The 20,799-nt window shown below is 51.3% G+C and carries 15 protein-coding genes, 5 tRNA genes and 3 rRNA genes; 18 read left to right on the top strand and 5 right to left on the bottom strand.

Going from position 1 to position 20,799, the window contains the following annotated elements; translation table 11 throughout:
- Window positions 1-52: 52 nt before the first annotated feature.
- The 3 genes from H7A02_11110 to H7A02_11100 all read right to left on the bottom strand — a co-directional run bounded on the left by H7A02_11110 (window position 53) and on the right by H7A02_11100 (window position 3,371).
- Window positions 53-706: a hypothetical protein gene (locus H7A02_11110; protein MCP5172798.1), complete on the bottom strand. Its 654-nt coding sequence runs from the start codon at window positions 704-706 to the stop codon at window positions 53-55.
- Between the two features lie 408 nt (window positions 707-1,114).
- Entirely contained in the window at window positions 1,115-1,573 is a 459-nt protein-coding gene (gene hemJ, locus H7A02_11105; protein MCP5172797.1) for a protoporphyrinogen oxidase HemJ, read from the bottom strand.
- A gap of 37 nt (window positions 1,574-1,610) precedes the next feature.
- A complete protein-coding gene (locus H7A02_11100; GenBank protein MCP5172796.1) occupies window positions 1,611-3,371 on the bottom strand; it encodes a chloride channel protein in 1,761 nt (586 codons plus the stop codon).
- Window positions 3,372-3,481: 110 nt separating this feature from the next.
- Between H7A02_11100 and H7A02_11095 the strand changes: the two genes are divergently transcribed.
- The 5 genes from H7A02_11095 to H7A02_11075 all read left to right on the top strand — a co-directional run bounded on the left by H7A02_11095 (window position 3,482) and on the right by H7A02_11075 (window position 6,666).
- Window positions 3,482-4,528: an N-acetyl-gamma-glutamyl-phosphate reductase gene (locus H7A02_11095; GenBank protein ID MCP5172795.1), complete on the top strand. Its 1,047-nt coding sequence runs from the start codon at window positions 3,482-3,484 to the stop codon at window positions 4,526-4,528.
- Window positions 4,529-4,575: 47 nt separating this feature from the next.
- Entirely contained in the window at window positions 4,576-5,283 is a 708-nt protein-coding gene (locus H7A02_11090) for a hypothetical protein (GenBank protein ID MCP5172794.1), read from the top strand.
- A 2-nt stretch (window positions 5,284-5,285) separates the two neighbouring features.
- Complete coding sequence (locus H7A02_11085; GenBank protein ID MCP5172793.1) at window positions 5,286-5,702, top strand: polymer-forming cytoskeletal protein; 417 nt, start codon at window positions 5,286-5,288, stop codon at window positions 5,700-5,702.
- A gap of 102 nt (window positions 5,703-5,804) precedes the next feature.
- Window positions 5,805-6,158, top strand: coding sequence for an iron-sulfur cluster insertion protein ErpA (gene erpA / locus H7A02_11080; protein MCP5172792.1), 354 nt, complete (start codon window positions 5,805-5,807; stop codon window positions 6,156-6,158).
- 37 nt (window positions 6,159-6,195) lie between these two features.
- Window positions 6,196-6,666, top strand: a complete 471-nt coding sequence (locus H7A02_11075) for an acyl-CoA transferase (protein ID MCP5172791.1) — start codon at window positions 6,196-6,198, stop codon at window positions 6,664-6,666.
- Window positions 6,667-6,704: 38 nt separating this feature from the next.
- Here the strand turns inward: H7A02_11075 and H7A02_11070 are convergent, their stop codons facing one another.
- Window positions 6,705-7,820: an anhydro-N-acetylmuramic acid kinase gene (locus H7A02_11070; GenBank protein ID MCP5172790.1), complete on the bottom strand. Its 1,116-nt coding sequence runs from the start codon at window positions 7,818-7,820 to the stop codon at window positions 6,705-6,707.
- 3 nt (window positions 7,821-7,823) lie between these two features.
- The gene (locus H7A02_11065; GenBank protein MCP5172789.1) at window positions 7,824-9,137 is read right to left on the bottom strand and encodes a peptidoglycan DD-metalloendopeptidase family protein; all 1,314 of its coding nucleotides are present in this window, start codon (window positions 9,135-9,137) and stop codon (window positions 7,824-7,826) included.
- A 244-nt stretch (window positions 9,138-9,381) separates the two neighbouring features.
- On the opposite strand from H7A02_11065, the gene tyrS reads away from it, so the two are divergent.
- The 13 genes from tyrS (at window position 9,382) to H7A02_11000 (ending at window position 20,760) form a co-directional block, all read left to right on the top strand.
- Window positions 9,382-10,683, top strand: a complete 1,302-nt coding sequence (gene tyrS, locus H7A02_11060; protein ID MCP5172788.1) for a tyrosine--tRNA ligase — start codon at window positions 9,382-9,384, stop codon at window positions 10,681-10,683.
- Between the two features lie 587 nt (window positions 10,684-11,270).
- Window positions 11,271-12,807 (top strand): 16S ribosomal RNA (locus H7A02_11055).
- A gap of 107 nt (window positions 12,808-12,914) precedes the next feature.
- Window positions 12,915-12,991 (top strand) — tRNA-Ile (locus tag H7A02_11050).
- Between the two features lie 34 nt (window positions 12,992-13,025).
- Window positions 13,026-13,101: transfer RNA gene (locus H7A02_11045), tRNA-Ala, on the top strand.
- Window positions 13,102-13,344: 243 nt separating this feature from the next.
- Window positions 13,345-16,253, top strand: a 23S ribosomal RNA gene (locus tag H7A02_11040).
- A gap of 134 nt (window positions 16,254-16,387) precedes the next feature.
- A 5S ribosomal RNA gene (gene rrf, locus H7A02_11035) occupies window positions 16,388-16,503 on the top strand.
- Together the 16S, 23S and 5S rRNA genes with 2 tRNA genes alongside form the textbook arrangement of a ribosomal RNA operon.
- 157 nt (window positions 16,504-16,660) lie before the next feature.
- Window positions 16,661-17,458 carry a sulfite exporter TauE/SafE family protein gene (locus H7A02_11030; GenBank protein ID MCP5172787.1) on the top strand — a complete coding sequence of 266 codons (798 nt, stop codon included), beginning with the start codon at window positions 16,661-16,663 and terminating at the stop codon, window positions 17,456-17,458.
- The gene (gene birA, locus H7A02_11025; GenBank protein ID MCP5172786.1) at window positions 17,455-18,450 is read left to right on the top strand and encodes a bifunctional biotin--[acetyl-CoA-carboxylase] ligase/biotin operon repressor BirA; all 996 of its coding nucleotides are present in this window, start codon (window positions 17,455-17,457) and stop codon (window positions 18,448-18,450) included. Before H7A02_11030 ends, birA begins: the two co-directional genes overlap by 4 nt.
- Window positions 18,447-19,199, top strand: coding sequence for a type III pantothenate kinase (locus H7A02_11020; protein ID MCP5172785.1), 753 nt, complete (start codon window positions 18,447-18,449; stop codon window positions 19,197-19,199). The genes birA and H7A02_11020 overlap by 4 nt, the downstream gene beginning before the upstream one ends.
- A gap of 2 nt (window positions 19,200-19,201) precedes the next feature.
- Complete coding sequence (locus tag H7A02_11015) at window positions 19,202-20,059, top strand: hypothetical protein (protein MCP5172784.1); 858 nt, start codon at window positions 19,202-19,204, stop codon at window positions 20,057-20,059.
- Window positions 20,060-20,239: 180 nt separating this feature from the next.
- Window positions 20,240-20,315, top strand: a tRNA-Thr gene (locus tag H7A02_11010).
- Between the two features lie 28 nt (window positions 20,316-20,343).
- Window positions 20,344-20,427: transfer RNA gene (locus H7A02_11005), tRNA-Tyr, on the top strand.
- 259 nt (window positions 20,428-20,686) lie between these two features.
- Window positions 20,687-20,760 (top strand) — tRNA-Gly (locus tag H7A02_11000).
- Window positions 20,761-20,799: the final 39 nt, after the last annotated feature.

The following is a 20,799-nucleotide window of genomic DNA, read 5'->3' as shown; positions in this document are numbered from 1 at the left end:
ATTAATTTTGATATTACCGGAAAACTTGTGAGACGCTTTTTTCAGTTGAGTTTTATTTCTGATGTGATCGATCAAACGCAAGGTGTTGGTCCAGCATCTGATTTTCGACGACCTGTAACGCTCGTTCTATGACTTCCCAATAGAGATCGATAGCTTCAGTTGCCAGTGTATAAATACGCGAACCATTGGTTCGAATCTTGGGCGCATCAATGATTCGCCGCTGAATAATCTCTAGCAAGCGCTCTATTTTGCCCTTCAAGTTAGACAGGCCATTTAAGGTTGGTATGTCAGCTAATGGCCCGGACAGTGATTTTAATGCCGGATAAAGTCGCTGGTATTCAGTGTCAACCTGCTTAATCAGAAAAGACACTCGAGTTTGGGTGTCATTGTCGCAGTGTTTTGATGAGGCAGCGTGCGTTGCCAGGCCCCGCAGCTTGCCCATGAGTTCAATATGTTTCAGTACATCAAACAATGCCAGTTCGACTTCAGTGTTGAATGACCCTGGAAGTGACTCCTTTGGCAACACCCGAAATTTCAGAGTATGGCGAGTTAATTGTATTAGTATGTCGATCAGGTGGCAGTGGAACTCATAGTTGCTGATCACCGAGTCTTGTTGCCAGTCCGCAGCGATCGCTTGCCAGTTAGTCTGAGCGTAGTTGGTTTGCTCAACCGAGAGCAAACCATGATCGTGAGCTAATATTTGCATTACCTGGAACAAAGAAACTATTTGTTCATTCAGTGTTTCAGTTAACGGTAGAAAACTGTCATCGCCGTTAATGACTGCAATACTTGCAGCGCGATGCCGTTGCACCATTTTAATTAAGCGACAAACAATTTTTATCGATAAAATGCTTTGTTGGCTGAGCAACAAGCGTGAGGGTACATCGTTTGCTGCGACACGAATGTCCCCAGTATTGTTTGCCTCGTGCGACCTGCGTTCGATTGCCGTTATGCTAACCTGTCTATTCATACGCTTATGATTATTGAGGAAGCCTCCTATTACAAGCGCTTCTCCAACAATAAATAGTGACTTTAAAGATAACCTCTATCCGCTAGAAAGCTTATCGATATTTGAAGGCAAATGCCTGCTTAATCCCTGGAGAGCGCTGCAAGTCTAAAACGGCCGCACCACCACCATCACGACAATGCCGATTAACATAATCACCGGTACTTCGTTAAACCAGCGAAAGAAGACATGGCTCTTGGTGTTGTTGTTATCGCGAAATTTTTTGAGATAAGCCAGGCACATATGGTGATAGCCGATTAGTAACACTACCAACACCACTTTTACATGAAACCATACTGAACTGAGAAAATAGTCCGGCGCCGTGCTGAATAGCGCCAATCCAAAAACCAGGCTGGCAATCATCGATGGATTGGCGATACCCCGGTACAGTTTTCGCTCCATTATTTTGAATCGCTCGTTGCTGATATCGTCTTCAGCCGAGGCGTGATAGACAAATAGGCGCGGCAGGTAAAACAGGGCGGCAAACCAGCACACGACGCTGATGATATGAAACGCCTCGATCCAGCTGTGAATGCCGGTAATAAAGTTGTTGATTGCGGTAAGCATGATTTTTAACTCTTTCTGTTGTCCCTCTGTTACGGGTTCACTGGTAATAGTTGTCTATTGATTCTCGTGTCACTATTCCTGCAACTTCTGACATCAGTGGTGAGGCGGGCTGGGTAATATACACGGCTCGTCCGTCCTTTTGCCGCATCAGTATCAGTGCTTCCTGAAGAGTGGCCCTTGAGTGGATGGGATGCAGACGCCAGCGCTCTGCCGGAATTTTCAGCAAGTCTATCCGGGTGTCTTCATCCCAGCTTAACGGGTCTTGGGCTTCCATGTGGCGCGCCAAGTCTACCGGCTTGAGAATGTACTTTGGCTCGCCTACATCTTCAATCACCAGCCAGACTGGTTTCTTTTCCAGAATCTCGCGGGCAGCTTCAGGCCGGATCAGGTGGGAGTGGTGAGCGAAGTTCAGTTCCATCAGGCTGGTGACGCCTGCGCGACTCAGCATCTGGAAAACCGGTGAGGTGTAACGTGACCGGTCCCGGCCGATTGAAAACAGTCCGGGTAATCGAGAAGCCGTGCGTGCCGTCAGTGTTGCAGTAACAATGGTCAGCATACTGGGTAGCAGTAAATTGGGGTTGTAGGTCAGCTCAAGCATGACGATGAGCGCTGCGAGCGGGGCATTCAGTACGGCTCCCATCATGGCGCTCATGCCAAGCGTGGCGTAGAAGCCCGGGGTGGAGGCCTGCTCGGGATTGATCATACCGCCAATAAAGCCGAGCCAGCCGCCCATGCAAACACCGATGACCAGCGATGGGCCAATTGTGCCGCCGGGCATTCCCAGCGAAACGGATACCGTTGAGAGCACCAGTTTGGCGATGACAATGGCGGCAAGCAGCCAGAACCCCAGCTGTCCCAGCATGGCCTGTTCGAGAGTATCGTAGCCGACACCCATGACTTGTGGCAGAACCGTTGCAACTGCGCCGGTGAGTAAACCTGCGGCAATCATTTTCAATAGAACAGGTTTGTCCGCGAAGCGACTGCAACCTTGTGCAAGATTCAGCATTGCCGTTGCGACCAGGCCTATAGCGAGACCGCAAAGAATCAGAAACGGTATCTCCCAGAGGCTGCCCATTTCGATGAGTGGCAGGGAAAATGCCTGTTGATCGCCAAACACTGCCCGGAACAGGAAGGCGCCGGTAACTGCGGCAATAATGACGGGTATGAATCCTGAAATGGTGTACTCCATGAGTACGACTTCCATAGCAAAAATAACACCAGCCAGGGGTGTGTTAAATGAGGCTGCAATGGCCGCTGCCACTCCGCAGCTCACCAAAATCCGCAGGCTGTTGTTGGGCAATTTGAGGTATTGACCAAATAGGCTTGAGCAGGCTGCACCCAGATGAACGGCCGGGCCTTCTCTGCCAACTGAATTGCCTGTGATGATGGCGATAGCGGAGCCAAAAAATTCCAGTAGTGCATTTTTTGCAGGCAGGTGAGACTGGTGATGTTGCATGCGATCGATCACATGGCCGACCCCCACAGGCCGTGATTCCGGTTTCAGGAAATGCAAGATGAGCCCGAGGCAGAGAGCACCGCAAACAGGTAGCAGAAATCGAGCTTCAACGGGTAGTGCCTCAAACGACTCGCTACCGGAGGGAAGCAGCAGGTTCAGTGGTGTTTCGAATGACAGTCTGAATAAAATAGCGACGACAGCGGTGAGCAGGCCGCAGACAAAACCGAGCAAGCTCAGTTGCGGCAGGGCTTCTGCATAGGCAACACGGTGATGAAATCTGTTGACCTGATTTTCCAGCCAGCGTCTGGATGATCGTTTGGGTGAGCTCTTTGTTGCAGGCACTACAGCTCCCGATTCGGTAAGTGGCGCTACTTTCGCCGAAATTTCCGCTATTATAGGCAGCTTGTTGCCCGGACAGAAAGTGGGCGTTAAATAAATCGGGAAATTAGAGCGTGATAAAGGTAGGAATTGTTGGTGGTACCGGTTACACCGGAGTGGAGTTGCTGCGGTTGCTGGTGAGTCACCCAGAGGTGGAGCTGGTAGCCATTACTTCGCGGGCCGAAGCGGGTCGCTCGGTAGCGGATTTGTTTCCAAGTCTGCGCGGCTATCTGGATCTCTGCTTTTCCGATCCCGGCGATGGTCAGTTGGATGCCTGTGACGTGGTTTTCTTTGCTACGCCTCATGGTGTCGCGCAGTCCTCGGTACCGGATTTGCTGGCCAAGGGAATCCGGGTGATCGATTTGTCGGCTGATTTCCGCATAAGAGATATCGACTGCTGGGAGCGTTGGTATCATCAGCCGCATGCTTGCGCCGAGCTTGTGGCTGAGGCCGTTTACGGGTTGCCGGAAGTTCATCGTGAAAAAATCAGAGAGGCACAGCTGGTCGCTTGCCCAGGTTGTTATCCCACCAGTGTTCAGCTGGGTTTTCTGCCGTTACTGGAGCAGGGGTTGATTGATACCGGGGACTTAATTGCCAGCTCTGCATCCGGTGTCAGTGGTGCTGGGCGGCAAGCGAGCGTGGATAATCTGCTGGCTGAGGCCAGCGACAGCTTTAAAGCCTATGGTGTTGCCGGGCATCGGCACCTGCCGGAAATTGAGCAAGGCTTGGCAGATATCGCTGGTGGTGCTGTTAAGCTTACCTTTGTACCACACCTGTTGCCGATTATTCGGGGAATTCACTCGACGCTCTATGCGACGCTTAATGACACCCATGTCGACTTGCAGCAGCTCTACGAACAGAGGTATAGCGATGAGCCCTTTGTCGATGTTTTGCCAGCGGGTATTTTCCCCCAAACCAGAACTGTGCGGGGGAGCAATCACTGCAGGATTGCGGTTGTTCGTCCTCTGGACTCTGACCGGCAGCCAGGTAACAAGGTGGTAGTTATGGTCGTGGAGGACAATTTGGTGAAGGGTGCGTCGGGTCAGGCGATACAGAACCTGAATATTATGTTCGGTTTGCCGGAAACCTGCGGGCTCAATCAACCTGCCTTGTTGCCCTAAGGCCTTTCGTCCGGGATGCTGAACGCTGTTGATTGAGGGCGGTGCTGATGTCTGTTGGTGAAGAAAGGCTGGTAGTTCGGACCTACAGCGTCAGGCGTCAGCGTATTGCGTTGGTGGTTCGCCTGACTTGTCTGGTGGCGGTATTTTTTCTGGGGTTGATGCTTGGTGGTCAGATGTTTGAGCGAGAGATGGCCGCCAAGCGCCTGTTGGAGAAAGATGTTGGCCAGCTGAATGCGATGCAGGACTCACTGAATCAGCAATTAGCTAATGCTGAAGCCGCTGTGGAGATTGATAGGGCTGCGCTTGAGCAGGTGCGCAAGACAGTAGTTGAATTACAGCAGCAACTCGCGGATAGTGAAAAAGAGCTGGAGCTGTACCGAAATCTTATGAGGGACGACAGTCTCCCTAAAGGTTTCTCGATTTGGGAACTGTCGTTGACGCCGCTTGATGAAGGTGGCGTTGCCTATCGGCTGGTAGTTATCAATAAAGCGGGTGCGCTCAAGCCTGTAGAAGTTTTTTTACAACTGTCGGTTGAGGGTGAAGTTGAGGGTGTATCAAAAACTGTACCCCTGGAAGAGCTGGATGAGAAGCTATCATCACCGCTCTCTATGAAATTCAAGTATTTTGGCGTGTTGCAGGGAGTGATGGATCTTCCTCCAGGTTTCGATCCGCGTCTTGTACATACTTCGCTCTGGAAGAAGGGGCAAAAAAAGAGAGTGCGAAAATCATTTAACTGGCATTCTGAGGAAACCTAACTATGCAAAAAAAGAAAGGCGTATCGACATTCTCGGCGGGTTCTACAACGCTGATTGCCAGTGGCACGCATGTGGTGGGTGATATCCGTTTTCAGGGAAATCTTGAAATTGAAGGTGAGGTCACAGGCAATATTATCGCCGAGGATGCTGCTGATGCCAGAGTGCGGGTTTTGCAGCAGGGCCATGTGCGTGGTGACATAAAAGTGCCCAGTGTGGTGATCAATGGTCATGTAGAGGGTACGGTGGCGGCGTCAAGTCATGTCGAACTGGCTGCCAAGGCTGTGGTCGAAGGTGACGTGCATTATGCAATTGTCGAAATTGAGAAAGGCGCCAGAATCAATGGCAATTTTGTGCATGAGTCTGCTCAGGTAGTGGAAATGAGTTCCGCCGCAACGCATGTTGTAGAGAAAACGTTGTAGTCAGACTTGACTTCAGCGTTGTAAATTTCGGTTATGGCCCCATATATAAAGGGCTGTCTGGCTGCTAATCCAGCAGGTAATGGCAAACACTCAGGAGAGCTCATGTCGGGTATTGAAACATTTACACCCAGTCCGATGTACCTGTCGGCCAATGCGGTTGCGAAAATCAACCGTTTGATAGAAGAAGAGGGAAACCCTGATTTAAAGCTTCGGGTCTATGTGACCGGTGGTGGCTGCTCGGGTTTTCAGTATGGCTTCAGCTTTGATGAGCAGGTGGCAGATGATGATACCGCTGTGAAAGAAGGGGGTGCCACCATGCTGATTGATTCTCTGAGTATTCAATACCTGAGCGGTTCCACCGTGGACTATCAGGAAGGGCTGGAAGGCTCCCGTTTTGTGGTCAACAATCCGAATGCGACAACGACTTGTGGATGTGGATCGTCGTTCTCGGTTTAGCGCCGTGGTGCAGGCTATTTTGTAAAAGGAGAGACGGATGCAAACACTGATTCGATTCGTCGTGCTGATGGCATTGGGTTTCGGTTCGTGGGTGTTTGCTGGTAGCGAGCTGGTTGGGCGTGTGCCAGTGTTGCCAGATGAAAAGGTGCCGGGTTATCTGGCCAGGATAGAATTGAATGACCCTCTGGAAGTGGAGGCTGCGTTACAGCGAGCAGAAGATGTCTACCTTTCAGACGAGATCCCGGAGAATGTGCCGCCAGTGGTTTTTGTTCTGCCTGGTCCGGAAGTAGCAGTGTTTCAAAAGCACAATTACCAGCGTTACAAGCCCATAGTGGATCTGGCTGCCCGCCTTTCTGCCTTTCGGGTAGTCGATATCCGTATCTGTCGGACCCAGCTTTATTCCCTGGGCGGTGGAGAGCAGGAGCTTCACCCGTTTGTTGGCACAGTGCCTTATGGTCCTGCTGAGGTGCAGCGGCTATTGGATGTTGAGCACTACGTCTATTTTTGATGCTTGGTTTGAGTGTTATCGTCTGCTGGCAGGGCAATTCAGGCCGGATAAATACCGCCAAGGATGACAGCATTAGCTGCCCCTGTTGCCGCTGGATCGTTACCTGTGCTGCCTGCTAGCGTTTGGCTGGCAAGCCAGGCAAAACAAGCCGCTTCCACCGCATCCGGATCTACGCCAAGCTGCCCGGTATCAGTGACAGCTATGTGGGGCAGTAAGCCTTTCAGCCTGGCTACCATTCTCTTGTTGTGAGCACCGCCGCCGCAGAGGTAGATTTCAGCGGTTCCGGGCGCATGTGCCAGAACTGCGTCAGTTATTGTCTGCGCTGTTAGTTCCAGTAATGTGGCCTGAACGCTGGCAGGCTCAATATTCACGGTGTCCGCTGTCGACGCGAGCACTTGATTGAGCCAGCCTATATTAAAGTGGTCGCGACCAGTACTTTTGGGGGGTGGCAATTTAAAGAAAGGTTCTGCCAGTAATGCTTGCAGAAGCAGCTGGCTAACGGTTCCTGTAGCTGCCCAGTTGCCGTCCATATCCATATCTGTGCCGTTGTGGAGTCTGTTCCAGTCGTCCATTAGTCCGTTGCCCGGGCCTGTGTCAAAACCGCAGGTATCTTTGTTTAGATCGCCGGGTAGCAGGCTGAAATTGGCAATCCCCCCAAGATTGAGTATCAGCCGGTCAACGCCCTGCCTTCGAAATTTGTAATTGTGGAAAGCCGGTGCGAGGGGGGCGCCTTGTCCACCTGCTGCCATATCCCGGCGCCGAAAGTCGGCAATAGTGGTGATGCCGGTTTTTTGCGCAATGATGTTCGGGTCGCCAATTTGCAGGGTTCGTGGCTGGTTGCTTTCCGGCAGGTGAAGAATGGTCTGTCCGTGGCTGCCTATCGCGGCTATCTCGGCTGGCTGGGTGTTTGTCTGGTGCAAGATTTTAAGCACCGAGTCAGCAAAGAGATTGCCGAGGATATAGTCGTACTTCGTCACTTCAGCAATGTTGCTGGCTGAATTCAGATTGCGAACGGCAAGTTTCAGACTATTGTCGATGGGGAATTGTTCGTAGGCGATGGTTTCAAAGCGCTGGCCGCCAATGCGTACCAGCGCGGTGTCAACTGCGTCCATGCTGGTGCCTGACATCAAGCCGATAAATAGCGGGTCTGCCATTGCCTACGGGTTTTGCTTTTGTTGCGGGTCAACCATGGCAAGCTGATTGTTTTGATTGTAAGAGGCCAGCTGTGCAAGAAGTGGCGCGGTAGCGTTGTTGAATGGCCCCAGTTCCTGTGCTGCAATGGGTTTTGCCTGAGGTAACTCTACGGTGCGCGGGTTGCGGTGTACGCCGTTGACCAGGAATTCATAGTGCAGGTGTGGACCCGTTGCGTAACCGGTAGAGCCAACAGTGCCGATGGTTTTTCGCTGCGCGACGGTTTGACCCTTGCGGACGTAACGTTTGTGAAGGTGCAAATACTTGGTTACGTAGCGCTGGCCGTGCTGAATAAAGACGTAGTTACCGTTGGCTTTGCTGTATCCGGCGGCAATCACCTTGCCATTGCCAGCTGCATAAACCGGGGTGCCTCTTGGTGCCGCGTAATCTACGCCGCGATGGGCTTTGATTTTTTTATGAATCGGATGTTTTCTTCGCAGGTTGAAGTTTGAGCTGATGCGGAATACATCCAGTGGTGCGCGCAGGAAAGCCTTGCGCATGCTTAAGCCTTCAGGCGTGTAATAGTTGGCAATGCCTTCGCTGTTTTCGTAGCGTACGGCACTGAAGGTTTTCCCTTGGTTGGTGAATTCTGCGGCGAGAATATTGCCAGTGCCAATTTTTTCACCATCGAGAAACTTTTCTTCATAAAGGACGGCAAAGCGATCGCCCTTGCGAATATCAAACACAAAGTCGATGTCCCAGCCAAAAATATTGGCCAGTTCCATGATCAGGTTGTGTGGCATGTTTGCCTGTTCAGCAGCTAAAAACAGAGAGTTATCAATAGTGGCTTGTCTATAGGTTGGCAGCAGCTCCGGTGCCAGTACTACATGCTCGCCTGAAAAGCCATGTTCGGTATCCGTAAACTGGTAGGACTCAAGGCGACTTTTTTCATACACCAGTTTTTCCAGTTTGCCCTGCTCATTGAAGCCAAGACGCAAGGATTGTCCGGGCAGCATTTTGGTGAGTACCTTGGCATGTTGCTTTGCTGACATGACATTGTAAACGTCGGTCGCGTTCAGTGAGGCGCGCTTGAATATCGAGGTGAGATTGTCACCGTTGCGAACCTGCTCGGTTTGCCACTGCAGGGCTATTTCCGCTTCCTCTGGTAACAGCTCGGTGTGACTGTTGCTGCTCTCGCCGGAGCTGGTGCGCTCGCTTTTTATCTCTTTTGGTGCAGTAAAGCTCAGGGTTATTTCTGTGCTTCGCCGTTTGGCTACCGCATCGTTGCTGGGTATCAGAGCTATGGCTGCCACCAGGCATAGCGCTACACCGGCCGCCATAAAGTGGGGTTTGGAAAGGTTCCCGGCAAGCCGCTGCCGCCGGGGTGTGGTTTGATTATAACTGGCTTGCATACTGTGTCGGTTATCGTTGTCTTCCAGCTGTTTTGGGCAATATATAACAGATGAATGAGAAAGCCCACAACCTACTGACACGGGTTGTGCGGAATTAGGGCGCTAACCTCTTGTATTTGAAGCAAGATCGGGTATGGTTTGCGCTCCTTTTAGCTCAGATGGACAGCGGTAAATGTCAACAAGTAGTAACCAGTTAATAACGGATCTCCAGGCGAGGGGGTTGGTGGCGCAAATGACCGGAGGCGGTGAGCTGGAAAATCACCTGAATCAGGGCGCGTGCACGCTGTATTGCGGGTTTGACCCCACCGCCGACAGCCTGCATATAGGCAGTCTGGTGCCTTTGTTGGCGTTGCGTCGTTTCCAATTGGCGGGGCACAAGCCCATTGCGCTAGTGGGCGGTGCGACCGGGCTTATTGGAGACCCCAGCTTTAAAGCGCAAGAGCGCAAGTTGAATACCCCGGACGTTGTTGCCAGCTGGGTGGGTCGATTGCGGGATCAGGTGGGTCGTTTTGTGGATTTCGATGACGGAGTGAACTCTGCCGAGGTGGTTAATAATCTGGACTGGATAGGCGAGATGAATCTGCTGTCATTTCTGCGGGATGTTGGCAAGCACTTTTCAGTCAACAATATGGTTAATAAGGAGTCGGTAAAGCAGCGGCTTGATCGAGAGGGGGCAGGCATTTCCTATACCGAATTCACCTATATGCTGTTGCAGTCCTATGATTTTGCTGAGTTGAATCGGCGTTATGGCTGTTCTTTGCAGATAGGTGGTTCTGATCAGTGGGGAAATATTACCGGGGGGATTGATTTAACCCGGCGTCTGAACGGTGAGCAAGTTTTTGGTTTGACCCTGCCGCTGGTAATCAAGTCTGATGGCAGCAAGTTTGGTAAAACGGAGAGCGGTACAATATGGCTGGATCCTGACAAAACGTCGCCTTATGCCTTTTACCAGTTCTGGGTAAACACTGCCGATGCAGATGTCTATAAATTCTTGCGTTATTTCACCTTTCTGTCTGTAGAAGAAATTGATGCAATAGAGAGCGCTGACGCCGAGACAGCAGGACGTAAGTCGGCGCAAGCTGTTTTAGCCAGAGAGGTTACCGAGCTGGTTCATGGGGCGTCTGGCGTTGAAGGGGCGGAAAGGATAGCGGGTGCGCTGTTTTCTGGCAGTCTGGAATCCTTGACTGAGCATGATATGGAGCAGTTGGCCCTTGACGGCATGCCCTGTACAGAAATTGAGGGTAAACAGCAATCGCTGGTTGAGCTGCTGGTGGCAACGGGTTTGGCCGTAACGCCTCGAGGGGAGGTCACACTTGGGCAGGCGCGGAAATTTGTGCAGAGCAATGCGGTGAGTGTGAACGGTGAAAAAGTGGTGGACCCGGAGGCAGAGCTTTGTCGAGCCGATGCAAGATATGGCCGTTATCATCTCTTGCGCAGAGGCAAGAAGTTATTCCACCTGCTGCGCTGGCGGTGAAGGCGGGCTTCCTGTGGTGTTGGTTGAAAAAATAGCGCGTTATTACGCGTTATTTTTTTGCCCATATGTTGTTGATTTTAAGCGGTAAAAAAAGTCCTAAATAAAATGTTACAGGTTTTTGAAAAAAAGCCGTTGACAGTTGTCGGGCAGACGCTAGAATGCGCGTCCGCTTCGGGGTTAACCCGCTTCGGGATACCGAAAAAAGTTTAATAAAAGTAAACATTGAATTAGGTATTGACAGCGCATTTTCAGCATGTAGAATGCGCGTCCGCTTCGGGGTTGACCTTGAAGCTGGATGGAAAAGAAAAGTTTGATTGTTTTTGAAAATAAGCTAACTTTTTTATTGACATCCAAGGCGCTGACTTTATAATGCGCCTCCGCTCTGAGAAGCGAATGTTCTTTAACAATTGATCAGATAATGCGTGTGGGTGCTTGCTGAGAAGATTCAGGTGACATGAATATTCAAATGCAAGTAACTCATCAATTCAAAATGAAATGGTAAGCCAAAGTATTTGAGCCAAGTTTTTGAGTAGTACCGCTGGTTTAGCGAAACTGCTCCATCATGCCGAAAGGTTGATGTAAAAGATTAAACTGAAGAGTTTGATCATGGCTCAGATTGAACGCTGGCGGCAGGCCTAACACATGCAAGTCGAACGTGAAAGCTCTTCGGAGTGAGTAGAGTGGCGGACGGGTGAGTAACGCGTAGGAATCTACCCAGTAGCGGGGGATAACATGGAGAAATTCATGCTAATACCGCATACGCCCTAAGGGGGAAAGCAGGGGATCTTCGGACCTTGCACTATTGGATGAGCCTGCGTCGGATTAGCTTGATGGTGGGGTAATGGCCTACCATGGCGACGATCCGTAGCTGGTCTGAGAGGATGATCAGCCACATCGGGACTGAGACACGGCCCGAACTCCTACGGGAGGCAGCAGTGGGGAATATTGCGCAATGGGCGAAAGCCTGACGCAGCCATGCCGCGTGTGTGAAGAAGGCCTTAGGGTTGTAAAGCACTTTCAGTAGGGAGGAAAAGTTAGTAGCTAATAACTGCTAACCCTGACGTTACCTACAGAAGAAGCACCGGCAAACTCCGTGCCAGCAGCCGCGGTAATACGGAGGGTGCGAGCGTTAATCGGAATTACTGGGCGTAAAGCGCGCGTAGGCGGTTTGTTAAGCTGGATGTGAAAGCCCCGGGCTCAACCTGGGAACTGCATCCAGAACTGGCAGGCTAGAGTATGGTAGAGGATAGTGGAATTTCCTGTGTAGCGGTGAAATGCGTAGATATAGGAAGGAACACCAGTGGCGAAGGCGGCTGTCTGGACCAATACTGACGCTGAGGTGCGAAAGCGTGGGGAGCAAACAGGATTAGATACCCTGGTAGTCCACGCCGTAAACGATGTCAACTAGCCGCGTGTGTCTTTAAAGACGTGGGTGGCGCAGCTAACGCACTAAGTTGACCGCCTGGGGAGTACGGCCGCAAGGTTAAAACTCAAATGAATTGACGGGGGCCCGCACAAGCGGTGGAGCATGTGGTTTAATTCGATGCAACGCGAAGAACCTTACCTGGTCTTGACATCCTCGGAACTTTCCAGAGATGGATTGGTGCCTTCGGGAACCGAGTGACAGGTGCTGCATGGCTGTCGTCAGCTCGTGTCGTGAGATGTTGGGTTAAGTCCCGTAACGAGCGCAACCCTTGTCCTTATTTGCTAACAGGTTAAGCTGAGAACTCTAAGGAGACTGCCGGTGACAAACCGGAGGAAGGTGGGGACGACGTCAAGTCATCATGGCCCTTACGACCTGGGCTACACACGTGCTACAATGGGCGGTACAGAGGGTTGCGAAGCAGCGATGTGGAGCTAATCCCAGAAAACCGCTCGTAGTCCGGATCGGAGTCTGCAACTCGACTCCGTGAAGTCGGAATCGCTAGTAATCGCGAATCAGAATGTCGCGGTGAATACGTTCCCGGGCCTTGTACACACCGCCCGTCACACCATGGGAGTGGGTTGCAAAAGAAGTGGGTAGACTAACCTTCGGGGGGTCGCTCACCACTTTGTGATTCATGACTGGGGTGAAGTCGTAACAAGGTAGCCCTAGGGGAACCTGGGGCTGGATCACCTCCTTAAACGATGCACCGTTCTCTCGGTAAGTGCTCACACGCATTATCTGATCGTTGGCTAGAGCAGCTAACGGTTTTGCCCCTTGCAGGCCGTAAAACCCTTTGGGAGACAGTGGGTCTGTAGCTCAGTTGGTTAGAGCGCACCCCTGATAAGGGTGAGGTCGGTGGTTCAAATCCACCCAGACCCACCAATTTCCGCTCCGTGTGGAGAAAGGTTGCTGATTTGGGGCTATAGCTCAGCTGGGAGAGCGCCTGGTTTGCATCCAGGAGGTCTGCGGTTCGATCCCGCATAGCTCCACCACTCTCCCTCCCGAAAGTTGCTCACAGAGTCCAGAATTAAGTCATTAGATTTGATGTTTTAATTCTGGTTTTTAATGCCAGATGTTCTTTAAAAATGTAGAAATGTTGAAGCTGTACATAATTTGTACAAACCGCATATAGGCAACTATATGCAAAATAAAGGCGAGTGTGTTTCTCAAGCACATTCTGTCCGGCGTAATTCAACATCTTTATTGATGTTGGATTTTATCATGCAGTCGCTTGCGTTATATGGTCAAGCGACTAAGCGCATACGGTGGATGCCTTGGCAGTTGGAGGCGATGAAGGACGTGGAAGTCTGCGAAAAGCTCGGGGGAGCTGACAAACAAGCGTTATATCCCGAGATGTCCGAATGGGGAAACCCACCTATCATAAGATAGGTATCTTGTACTGAATACATAGGTACTTGAGGCGAACCCGGGGAACTGAAACATCTAAGTACCCGGAGGAAAAGAAATCAACCGAGATTCCCTAAGTAGCGGCGAGCGAACGGGGACTAGCCCTTAAGCTTCATTTGTTTTAGTGGAAGGCTCTGGAAAGTGCCGCGATACAGGGTGATAGCCCCGTACACGAAAAGACATTTAAAGTGAAATCGAGTAGGTCGGAGCACGTGAAACTTTGACTGAATATGGGGGGACCATCCTCCAAGGCTAAATACTACCAACTGACCGATAGTGAACCAGTACCGTGAGGGAAAGGCGAAAAGAACCCCGGAGAGGGGAGTGAAATAGATCCTGAAACCGTATGCGTACAAGCAGTAGGAGCAGACTTGTTCTGTGACTGCGTACCTTTTGTATAATGGGTCAGCGACTTACATTTAGTAGCAAGGTTAACCGAATAGGGGAGCCGTAGAGAAATCGAGTCTTAATAGGGCGTTTAGTTGCTAGGTGTAGACCCGAAACCCGGCGATCTATCCATGGCCAGGTTGAAGGTGCCGTAACAGGCACTGGAGGACCGAACCCACGTATGTTGAAAAATGCGGGGATGAGCTGTGGATCGGAGTGAAAGGCTAATCAAGCCGGGAGATAGCTGGTTCTCCTCGAAAGCTATTTAGGTAGCGCGTCATGTCTCACCCACGGGGGTAGAGCACTGTTTCGGCTAGGGGGTCATCCCGACTTACCAACCCGATGCAAACTCCGAATACCGTGGAGTGCAATCATGGCAGACAGACGGCGGGTGCTAACGTCCGTCGTCAAAAGGGAAACAACCCAGACCGCCAGCTAAGGTCCCTAATATCAGTTAAGTGGGAAACGATGTGGGAAGGCTAAGACAGCTAGGAGGTTGGCTTAGAAGCAGCCACCCTTTAAAGAAAGCGTAATAGCTCACTAGTCGAGTCGGCCTGCGCGGAAGATGTAACGGGGCTAAACTGATAACCGAAGCTGCGGACGCGTGTTTACACGCGTGGTAGAGGAGCGTTCTGTAAGCCGTTGAAGGTGGATCGAGAGGTCTGCTGGAGGTATCAGAAGTGCGAATGCTGACATGAGTAACGATAAGGGGTGTGAAAAACACCCCCGCCGGAAGACCAAGGTTTCCTGTCCCATGCTAATCAGGGCAGGGTTAGTCGGCACCTAAGGCGAGGGCGAAAGCCGTAGTCGATGGAAAACAGGTTAATATTCCTGTACCTCATATTACTGCGATGGAGGGACGGAGTAGGCTAGATCAGACGGGCGATGGTTGTCCCGATCTAAGCGTGTAGGCTGAGGACTTAGGTAAATCCGGGTCCTTAAGGCTGAGACGTGATGGCGAGGCTCTCTTTTGAGCTGAGTGATTGATGCCATGCTTCCAAGAAAATCTTCTAAGCTTCAGGTAATGTGAGACCGTACCCCAAACCGACACAGGTGGTCAGGTAGAGAATACCAAGGCGCTTGAGAGAACTCGGGTGAAGGAACTAGGCAAAATGGCACCGTAACTTCGGGAGAAGGTGCGCTGTTGACGGTGATCGGACTTGCTCCGTAAGCTGTTGGCAGCCGAAGTGACCAGGCCGCTGCGACTGTTTATTAAAAACACAGCACTCTGCAAACACGTAAGTGGACGTATAGGGTGTGACGCCTGCCCGGTGCCGGAAGGTTAATTGATGGGGTTAGTCCTCGGACGAAGCTCTTGATCGAAGCCCCGGTAAACGGCGGCCGTAACTATAACGGTCCTAAGGTAGCGAAATTCCTTGTCGGGTAAGTTCCGACCTGCACGAATGGCGTAACGATGGCGGCACTGTCTCCACCCGAGACTCAGTGAAATTGAAATTGCGGTTAAGATGCCGTATACCCGCGGCTAGACGGAAAGACCCCGTGAACCTTTACTACAGCTTGGCACTGAACTTTGAACCTATTTGTGTAGGATAGGTGGGAGGCTTTGAAGTGTAATCGCCAGATTGCATGGAGCCGCCCTTGAAATACCACCCTGGTATGTTTGAGGTTCTAACCTTGGTCCGTTATCCGGATCGGGAACAGTGTCTGGTGGGTAGTTTGACTGGGGCGGTCTCCTCCCAAAGAGTAACGGAGGAGCACGAAGGTACCCTCGGCATGGTCGGAAATCATGCTATGAGTGCAAAGGCATAAGGGTGCTTGACTGCGAGACAGACACGTCGAGCAGGTACGAAAGTAGGTCTTAGTGATCCGGTGGTTCTGTATGGAAGGGCCATCGCTCAACGGATAAAAGGTACTCCGGGGATAACAGGCTGATACCGCCCAAGAGTTCACATCGACGGCGGTGTTTGGCACCTCGATGTCGGCTCATCACATCCTGGGGCTGAAGCCGGTCCCAAGGGTATGGCTGTTCGCCATTTAAAGTGGTACGCGAGCTGGGTTTAGAACGTCGTGAGACAGTTCGGTCCCTATCTGCCGTGGGCGTTGGAGATTTGAGGAGAGCTGCTTCTAGTACGAGAGGACCGAAGTGGACGAACCTCTGGTGTTCGGGTTGTCACGCCAGTGGCATTGCCCGGTAGCTACGTTCGGACAGGATAACCGCTGAAAGCATCTAAGCGGGAAGCCCCCTCCAAGATTAGATCTCCCTGGGAGTTTAACTCCCCTAAAGAGCCGTTGAAGACTACGACGTTGATAGGCTGGGTGTGGAAGCGCTGTGAAGCGTTGAGCTAACCAGTACTAATTGCTCGTGAGGCTTGACCATATAACAGAAGCGATTGCATATAACGGACAGTTGTGTGAAATGCGCTCCCTTTAGTTACCAATTATGATTCAACATTTTCTACACCCTATTTGTATGTGGCAATCCAGCGATAACGCGTAAGAGTAAAGCCAATACAAGCCAGTTTGTCTGACGACCATAGAGCATTGGAACCACCTGATCCCATCCCGAACTCAGTAGTGAAACGATGTATCGCCGATGGTAGTGTGGGGTTTCCCCATGTGAGAGTAGGTCATCGTCAGGCTTCTATTTGAAAACCCAGCCAGTTGGCTGGGTTTTTTTTGTCCCGGGTTTATTGAAAATTGCCAGCTGATTTTTTTGTGTAGTAATGTCGTGCATCTGCTGCAGATGTTTATGTATTGTTTTAAGGCATAATGCACCTTTCTTTTTTATGGTTTGCTATGGAAACCTATCTTTTCTTTATGTTGCTTGGTGCAGTTGCAGGCCTTTCTGCCGGACTTCTTGGTGTTGGTGGTGGGGTGGTAATGGTACCTTCTCTGATACTGGGGTTTTCCAGCCAAGGGTTCCCGCCGGAGGTTTTGACCCACATGGCAGTGGCAACATCGCTGGCAGCGATGGTGGTAACAGCAGCTTCATCGGCATTTGCGCACAATAAGCTTGGTAGCGTTGACTGGTTCGCTGTCCGATGGATGGCGTCAGGTGTTTTATTGGGCGCGTTGGTAGGGGTGGTGGGATCGTTGCAGTTGAAAGGAGCCTGGATTCAGGTTGCTTTTGGTATTTTTCTGATGGCTGTGGGATTGCGGGTTTTTATTGCAAGAAACAATGTAAAAGGCAAATTACTACCTGGCCCGTTTGGGCTTGCGGCAGCGGGAAGTGTGATTGGCGCTGTCTCGATGGTGTTCGGTATTGGTGGTGGCAGCATGACGGTGCCGTTACTGATGCGTTACGGGCTTGCGCCGAAGCAGGCAATGGGAAGTTCTGCGGCGTTGGGTCTTCCGATAGCTGTGCTTGGGGGCGTGTTATATGCCCTGGGTGGTCGCGGCGACCAGATTTTGCCGGAGTTTACTCTTGGATATGTTTACTTGCCAGCTTTTGCGGGTCTGGTTCTGTTAGGCATTCCCTTTGCAAAATTGGGTGCAAATGTGGCTCACCGTTTGCCCGAACGGCAGTTAAAGCGGGTTTTTGGTGGCTATGCAATGCTTGTTGGGGCGCTATTATTAGTAAGGAACTTGCTGTGAATGTTTCAGAGTCGCTGCTGCTGAAGTACTTGTCTGATGGCCGTTATCACTCCGGAGAAGAGTTAGGGGAGCTAATGGGGGTGACTCGTACAGCGGTGTGGAAGCAGGTTGGCAAGCTGAATGAGCAGGGTATCAGTGTGGAATCTGTAAAGGGAAAGGGCTACTGCATAAAGGGTGGTCTTGATTTGCTTGATGGTGAAACCATTCGGGCTCAACTGTCAGATAAGTCGTCGGCTTGCCTGGGCAAGTTGAGAATTGAACTCAGTGTCGAATCAACTAACAAACTGGCTAGAGAAGTAGCGGAAGAGGGTGGCGCCACTGGGTCGGTGTTGCTGGCCGAGCGGCAGACGGCGGGTCGTGGTAGACGTGGGCGGCAATGGCAAAGCCCGTTTGGTCGCAATATCTATCTGTCAGTAGTTTGGGGTTTTGATTCCGGAGTTGAAGCTCTCGAAGGGCTGAGTTTGGCGGTCGGGGTGGCAGTATGTTGTGCTGCGGAGCGATGTGGCGCTTCCGGTTTGCAGTTGAAATGGCCTAATGACTTGCTATTCAAGGCTAGAAAGGTGGGTGGCATTCTACTTGAAGTGGTTGGTGATCCGTCAGGGTTTTGTCAGGTCGTTATTGGCGTGGGGCTGAATACAGGGATGGGGGCGGATGAGATTCGGAACATTGATCAACCGTGGGGTAATCTGGAGGCTGCAGCGGTTGCACCAATTGACCGAAGTGTTCTTGCTGGCTGTGTTCTTGATGAGTTGTTGATGTTGCTCCATTGTTATGAGAGAACGGGTTTTGCGCCTTTTCGCAGCGCCTGGATGGACAGAGATGCTTTTACAGACACACCTGTCAGGTTGCTGCTCGGTAGTAGGGAGGTTGAAGGTGTGGCGAGGGGTGTCAGTAATAGCGGTGCTCTTTTGTTGGAAGAAGGGCTGGCTGGCCAGGGTGAAGTTGTTCGCCAATACAGTGGTGGTGAGATTAGTTTGCGGAGTCGGCAATGATTCTTGAAATTGATGCCGGGAATAGTCGCATTAAATGGCGTATCAGGCAGCCTGACGCTATGGCTGGTTATGGCGTGCTACTGACGAAAAATGTTGCCTGTCTTGGTGCCGATGTTGAAGAGGTTGGTGTGCCTCGGCTTGTGCGGCTCAGCAGCGTGTGTGGTGCGGAAGTGGATAGCGTGGTGGTCGAGCTGGCTGAAAAATGGGGTGCCGAGCTTGTTGTGGCCAAGTCGTCAGCGGAGGCCATGGGGGTGCGAAGCGGTTACCATGAGCCTGCTGCTATGGGTGTAGATCGCTGGCTGGCAATAGTGGCTGCGTACCATCATGTTAAAACTGCCTGCGTTGTCGTTGATGCTGGCAGTGCGGTGACCGTTGATTTACTCGATCATACTGGTAGCCATCTTGGTGGTTATATCGTGCCTGGGTTTAACCTCATGAATCGAGCGTTGTTCTCCGGAACCGATGCGGGTGCCGCTGAAAGAGACATTGATCCTCGCGGCATAATCGACACTTCTCCCGGTGAATCCACTCGGGAGGCTGTTCATCATGGCTTATTGCTCATGGTTCTGGGGCTGGTTGAAGGTGCCCTGCTAAAGCTGCCACCGGGCTCTGCAAGCATTGTTCTCACCGGGGGGGATGCTGAAGTCTTGCATCAACAGTTGGGGATGCGCGCTGTTGTTCGTCCAGACCTTGTTTTGGAGGGGTTGTCGTTGATTACCGGTTTTCCAGAAGGCTTGGAAGAGGGCTAGGCATGCGATGGTTTTTCCTGCTTATGGTGTTTGCCAACCTGTTGGCGTGGTACTGGTTTTCGAGTGCCGTTGAACAGAGGTCTGCCCTGAAGGTTGGCGGTCACGCTCTGTCGGAAGGGGATGATGTTGATCGCCTGGTTTTGCTGGGGGAGGTCGAGGCGGGTGCGGTGGTGTTTTCTAAGACCGCCGTAAATAATGACGTTGAAAGCCGAGTTCACGTATCAAGCGTGGAGCTGCTGCCCACAGCTGTCGTCGATGAAGAGCCTGATCTTACTGCTGGTTTTTCCGATGAGGAAAGAATTACTTCCGGTTCGAAGCCCGACTTTGATGAAAATTCCGATCTTGGAGCGGTATCTGAAGATGAGCGTGTCGAGGTTGCCCCGGATGCGGTTCAGGCGTGTTCTCTTTTGGGCTCTTTCATGGGTGATGCGGAGGTAGAAAGTGTTCTTGGCAGGCTTGGAGAAGCGGGCATTCCTGCGAAAAAAGTTGTGCGTGAGGTTGTTGCTCGGGAAGTGTTCTGGCTGATGATTACTTCCCGGGGCTTTTTCGGAAATTCTGGCGATGTTCTTCGTGAGTTACAGGAAAAGAAAATAGACAGCTTTCTGATAGAAGAGGGTGAGTTTGTTAATGGTATTTCGCTGGGTGTTTTTGGCAGTAGGGAGAATGCGGAAAGTTATCGGTCCGAGCTTGTCGAGAAGGGCTATCAGCCCGAAGTGGTGCCTTTGCCCCGGTTTGAGAGTCAGTATTGGATATCTGTTCCAGCTGAAGATCTGGTGAAACTTTCAGATGAGTTCTGGGCAGATATTTCTGCGCTAACCGCAGATTCGGAAGTGATAGTGGAAGAGGCTTCCTGCGAATAGCGGAGGCGTGAGTTTTTATCTGTGTCTTATGGTGCGTGCAAATCTTATGCCCCCTAGCGAGGCCTATTCCCGCTAATACGGGTGTATATAAGAAAAAGCATCAAATATCCCGGATTTTCGGTTGATTATAAAGCCAACATTCTCTAGAATCGCGCTCCCGTTTTTGGGTAGAAATAGAGTGCTGGCGTAGCTCAGTTGGTAGAGCAGCTGACTTGTAATCAGCCGGTCGGGGGTTCGACTCCTCTCGCCAGCTCCACTTTTTTCTCTTTGCGGGTATGTTTTTAGCAGGGGTTCCCGAGTGGCCAAAGGGATCAGACTGTAAATCTGACGCGTAAGCTTCGGTGGTTCGAATCCACCCCCCTGCACCAGATTTACGAAATGGCACTGAATAACGTTAGTGCTTTGCAGGTGGAATTCCTGTTGTGCTGGGTCGGGTGGATGAGAGCCACCTGTTCGATTACACGCAAAGCGTGTAAAGCGCCGCTTAGTCGGCGACCCGAAGGGTGAGGTTTTCACAAAGTGAAAATCGAATAATCCACCCCCCCTGCACCAGATTTACATTGGTGGTGCCGTGTAAGACGAGTACCGTCAATGGTTGGTTTAAAGGCTGATAAAGCTTAGAGATGTGCGGGTATAGTTCAGTGGTAGAACGTCAGCCTTCCAAGCTGAATATGCGGGTTCGATTCCCGCTACCCGCTCCAGGCTCTACCGTTTTGTGGTGCGTAAGTGCTGCTGAAGGT

The sequence above is a fragment of the Pseudomonadales bacterium genome (assembly GCA_024234435.1).
Taxonomy (GTDB): Bacteria; Pseudomonadota; Gammaproteobacteria; order Pseudomonadales; family Porticoccaceae; genus JACKOF01.
The sequence above is the reverse complement of the archived record's forward strand: the minus strand, read 5'-3'. Positions and strand labels throughout refer to the sequence as shown.